Here is a 4,579-nt window from a genome sequence, read left to right as displayed (position 1 = left end):
TAACTCACCCCGGAGCCGCTCCACTTCCCCCAGCCTCACACCACGAAGATGCCCACCACCAGGCGAGATCACACGACGTAACGAAGCACTACTAGGGGGTGTCGGGTCGATCACTCCTGTGAGGCAGGTAAACCGGACATTCCTCGGCCGTGCCGGTGACCTTGACGTATGCGGCCACTGTCGGGTGATCATGACCTATGACCCGCGCTCTGTCGACGCCGCCCGTCATCCCCTCTGGCTCACTTGCTGGCTCGCCTCAACCGGTGCTCCACACGGCCCAGGGCTTGTTCTTGCGTCCCTGGGAACGTGCCGACGCGCCAGTGTTCCTTTCTGCTTACCAGGACGGCGAGATCCGGCGCTGGCATACACGTCGGCCCTCGACCGAGAGCCAGGTCCGGGAATGGTTCGACGCCTACCGGCAAGATTGGCAACAAGAGAGGGGTGGCCACTGGGCGATCACCAGCAGCAGCGGCGATGTGCTCGGCCGGATCGCCCTGCGCGGCCTGGACTTCGACGACGGAATCGCTGGCGTCGCCTACTGGGTGTTCCGTCCGCGCGCGGCATCGGCGTGGCCTCCCATGCCCTCACGACGCTGAGCGCCTGGGCCCTGGACGAGATCGGCTTCTGCCGTCTGGAGCTGGATCACTCGACGCGGAACCAAGCCTCGTGCGGGGTCGCCGCAAAATGCGGCTATGCCCTGGAAGGCACCAAGCGCAGCGCCGCCTTGCATGACGACGGCCGACACGACATGCACTCGCACGCCCGGGTCCAAGGTCACTGAGGCCGACCGGTCATGCGCGGAGCCAGTTGATGAGTGCTGCGGTGGTGACGGTGCCGAGGAAGACGTAGCCGCGCTTGTCGTACCTGGTTGCCACGGCCCTTGACTGCTTCAGCTTGTTGATCGCCCGTTCCACGACGTCGCGCTTCTTGTACCGATCGGTGTCGAAGCCCTGTGGGCGCCCGCCGCGTGAGCCCTTGCGCAGGCGGGCGGCGCGGGTGTCGGCCTTCTCCAGGATCACGTGCCGGATGCCGCGTCTGCGCAGGTATCGGCGGCACGGCCGGTTGCTGTATGCCTTATCTGCCGCCACACTGTCCGGCCGGTTGCGCGGCCTGCCCAGCCCCAGTCGGGGGACACGGATCTTTTCCAGCACCGGGACGAACTGGGTGGTGTCGGCGCGCTGTCCCGGCGTGACGACCAGCGACAGCGGCCGACAGCGCCCGTCGGCGCTCAGATGGACCTTGGTGGTGAACCCGCCACGCGAGCGGCCGAGTCCCTCACCTCCTGGACCACCTCCACCAGCCGGGCGAGAAGGCTCTGCCACGGCGTCTCGCTCTGGTGTTCCGTCTCCGGTGCCCCCTTTGAGCCGCCGACCGGCGGCGGTGGCGTGGTACGGGCACCGGCCGCATGCTGATGAGCCCGCATGACGGTGGAGTCCACCGAGATGTCCCAGTCGATTTCCCCGGCAGCGTCGGCAGCGGCCTGGGCTTGCTGCAGCAGGCGCTCCCAAGTGCCGTCGGCCGACCACAGCCGATGGCGCTCATACACCGTTGTCCAGGAGCCGAAGCGTTCCGGCAGGTCACGCCACTGAACACCGGTCCGCACCCTGTGCAGGATCCCGTTGATCACCTGCCGGTGATCCCTCCACCGACCACAGCGACCATTGCTCACCGGCAGGTACGGCCGCAGCCGATCCCACTCACCACCCGTTAAGTCACCCCGGTCACCCCGGTCACCCCGGTCACCCATAGTCGTATCAACGACTCAACAGATCGCCCGGACACGGCCTAAGGGCGCGCGTGGTCGATCGCGTCCGGACGCATGGTGTAGGCGGTGCGCATCGCTGCGGGGGTCCGGTACAGCACGCACTGGCGAAGCGGCCCTTCGGGCACGCTTGGATCCTCGAAGTCGTCGGCCGGGTCGCGGGTCATGCCGATGCGGCGCATCACCGCCTGGGAACGAAGGTTGTCGACGGTTGTCGACGCAACCACTTCAGGTAGCCCGAGTGCCTCGAAGCCGAAAGCCAGGCAGGCCACGGCAGCCTCGGTGGCGTACCCGTGACCCCACGCCGAACGCGCCAGCCGCCAACCGATGTCCACCCCCGCGAAGGGCATGTCCTCGCCCACCTCGTCCAAGCCGACACGGCCGATGAACTCGCCGGACTCCCGTGCTTCCAGCGCCCACCACCCAAAGCCTCGCCCATCGAACTCGGCCTGCATCTCTGCCACCGTGGCATCGCTTTGCTCACGGGTCAGCAACTCCCCTAGGTGTTCCCGGACTTCGGGATCGGCGTTCATCGCCGCCCACGGTGCAAGGTCGGACTCCCACCACCGGCGGAGGAGCAGACGGTCAGTACGCAGTTCGGGCATGCGGCCCAGCCAACCCGATGAAGATCGGGGTGTCGATCGGTTATGTCGAGTCGCTTGCCGGGATCCAGATCACCCAAGAGGCGGTGCGCTTCACCAAGCGACGGTGACCCTCGGGAGCGCCCTGGAGCGCGCCAGGACTCGTCCCGCTCTGCCGTGGGGTGTTAACTGCACCTTCCTTACGTGGCGTCCGGCCACGGAGTCTCCGCAAAAACCTGTTGGCGGTCCACAGCGACCACCGCTACATTTCGGAGGCCGTGCGAGAGAACGAGGAGGTGGTACCCGTGAACGCAGTATCGACATGGGTGCTCCCCTCCGGGGTCACGGTCGGGCGATAGGTCGTCCGGGAGCGCCGTTCAAGAGCACTCCTGAAAGGCACGACCATGCGATTCACTTCTGAACAGCGCCTCGACGACGGCGCCCTCGAACGCGAATTCACCCTCGGCGAGGTCCCCGGTGTCCTGTGGACGCCTGCATCCGCACCGGCCCCGCTGATCCTGATCGGCCACAACGGCGGCTTGCACAAGCGGCTCCCCCGGCTGGTGGCCCGGGCCCGGCACTACGCGGCGGAGTACGGCTTCGCGGTGGCCGGCATCGACGCCCCCGGGCACGGTGACCGGCCCCGTTCCGCCGTCGATGAGCAGGCCCGCGCCGACCTCCGCCGGGCGATGGAGGCGGGTGAGCCGGTCGACGAGATCATCGACGCCTTCATCGTCCCGCTGGTCGAAAGGGCGGTGCCGGAATGGCGAACCACCCTGGACGCACTCCTTTCGCTGCCCGAGATCGGCGGCCCGGTCGGGTACGACGGGATGACCGCCATCGGCATTCGGCTGGCGGTGGTCGAGCCGCGCATCTCGGCCGCCGTTTTCTTCGGTCAGGGTTTCGTGCCCGACACCCTGCGCGAGGAGGCCCGGCAGGTCACCATTCCGCTGCAGTTCCTCATGCAGTGGGACGACGAGGGGATGGAACGGCAGCCGGTCCTGGACCTGTTCGACGCCTTCGGCACCAGGGAGAAGACGCTGCATGCCAATCTGGGCGGGCACGCCGGTACCCCGTGGTTCGAGGTGGACGACGCGGCCCGGTTCTTCGCCCGGCACCTGAAGTGAGGCCGGGCTGTCAGGCGGGCAGCAGACGGTAGGCGGTGCCGGCCAGGATGCTTCTCATCGAGGACAGGTCCCGGCCCTCCTCGATGGCGGTGGCCGGCAGATGCGCGACCGCCCCGATCGCGGCGGTACCGGCTGGTCGGGGCGGCGCGTCTCCAGATTGACGTCGGTGAAGGTCCCACTGGGGTTGGTGTCATGATCCGTTCCAGGAACCGACGGCTGGTAGGCCGAGGTGGATCGTCTCTCGCTGCTGAATCCGGTGCGCCTCGGCACGCTTGTCGCGCAGGAAGGTCAGGGTGAGGTCGATGCCCTCGATCTCACCGAGCCGACCTTCGGCTTCGGCTTCGGCGTGCTTGCGCCGAAGGATCAGGTCCGCCTCGATCTCTTGCAGGCGGGCGAGCGTCTTGGGGTCGATGCGGAGCATCGGACAGCGGATGCAGGCTCCTCCGAACTTGCCCTTGCACCGTGATCGAGTCAGGAAAGCTCTTGCTCACGATTGAGTTCGTGGCAGGCACGAAAGTCGAAGAAGCGCAGACCGTCGTTCACTGCTCCAGATTTGATCTCCTGCAAGGTCCAGGGGTGGGCGGAATAGTCGTCGGTCGCCACGCCTCCGTGCTCAAGCAGCAGCTCGACCAGTTGGCGAACCTCTGCGGTGCCGTCGATCCGTCCGGAGATATCGATCTGCACTGCCCAGGTGGGGGGATGTCCGACGGCCGCTTCGAGGACCGCCGCGTCGTCGGGATCCCAGTCGAAGAAGAGACAGCCAGCCTGCTCATCGTCGATCTCGATGTAGAGGTTGCCTTCCACCGTCCAGGGGTCGCGTTGCTTAGAGCTTGAGCAGATAGGCGATCGTCAGCGGTGTCGTTGGGGGTGGTTTGCCCAGCGGCGGATGATGGTTGGGCGGATCAGGCTGCGGATGGTGGCGGTGATGTCGTCGCTGACCCGCATGCCTGGTGAGTCACTTCGCGATGAGGCCCGTCGCGGCGGCGATCCGGCCAAGGGTGTGGAGCAGGGCCGCTGCTTCGGCGGGGCTGATCGCGGTCAGCAGTTCCTCATCGTTCTGCCGTGCCAAAGAGAGCGTCTGATGTCGCAGCTCGCGGCCGGTCGGCGTC

The 4,579-nt window shown here is 67.0% G+C and carries 4 protein-coding genes and 2 pseudogenes; 2 read left to right on the top strand and 4 right to left on the bottom strand.

The annotated features are described in order from the left end of the window. Window positions 1-197 precede the first annotated feature (197 nt). Window positions 198-781, top strand: a pseudogene (locus tag ACFY3C_RS45655) (GNAT family N-acetyltransferase). Between the two features lie 10 nt (window positions 782-791). Here ACFY3C_RS45655 and ACFY3C_RS45650 read toward each other — a convergent pair. Together ACFY3C_RS45650 and ACFY3C_RS45645 are read right to left on the bottom strand one after the other, a co-directional pair. Then, window positions 792-1,747, bottom strand: a pseudogene (locus ACFY3C_RS45650) (IS5 family transposase). 38 nt (window positions 1,748-1,785) lie between these two features. Beyond that, complete coding sequence (locus tag ACFY3C_RS45645; protein WP_390775177.1) at window positions 1,786-2,367, bottom strand: GNAT family N-acetyltransferase; 582 nt, start codon at window positions 2,365-2,367, stop codon at window positions 1,786-1,788. Window positions 2,368-2,747: 380 nt separating this feature from the next. On the opposite strand from ACFY3C_RS45645, the gene ACFY3C_RS45640 reads away from it, so the two are divergent. Then, window positions 2,748-3,470, top strand: coding sequence for an alpha/beta hydrolase (locus tag ACFY3C_RS45640; protein ID WP_390775176.1), 723 nt, complete (start codon window positions 2,748-2,750; stop codon window positions 3,468-3,470). Between the two features lie 190 nt (window positions 3,471-3,660). On the opposite strand, the gene ACFY3C_RS45635 is transcribed toward ACFY3C_RS45640, so the two are convergent. Together ACFY3C_RS45635 and ACFY3C_RS45630 are read right to left on the bottom strand one after the other, a co-directional pair. After that, entirely contained in the window at window positions 3,661-3,891 is a 231-nt protein-coding gene (locus tag ACFY3C_RS45635) for a recombinase (protein ID WP_386581912.1), read from the bottom strand. A 50-nt stretch (window positions 3,892-3,941) separates the two neighbouring features. Beyond that, entirely contained in the window at window positions 3,942-4,274 is a 333-nt protein-coding gene (locus ACFY3C_RS45630) for a hypothetical protein (protein ID WP_390775175.1), read from the bottom strand. Window positions 4,275-4,579 lie beyond the last annotated feature (305 nt).

Origin of the sequence: Streptomyces sp. NPDC001410, assembly GCF_042895235.1 — a bacterium.
GTDB lineage: Bacteria > Actinomycetota > Actinomycetes > Streptomycetales > Streptomycetaceae > Streptomyces.
Note: the sequence above shows the minus strand (reverse complement) of the source record. Positions and strands in the feature narration are given on the sequence as shown.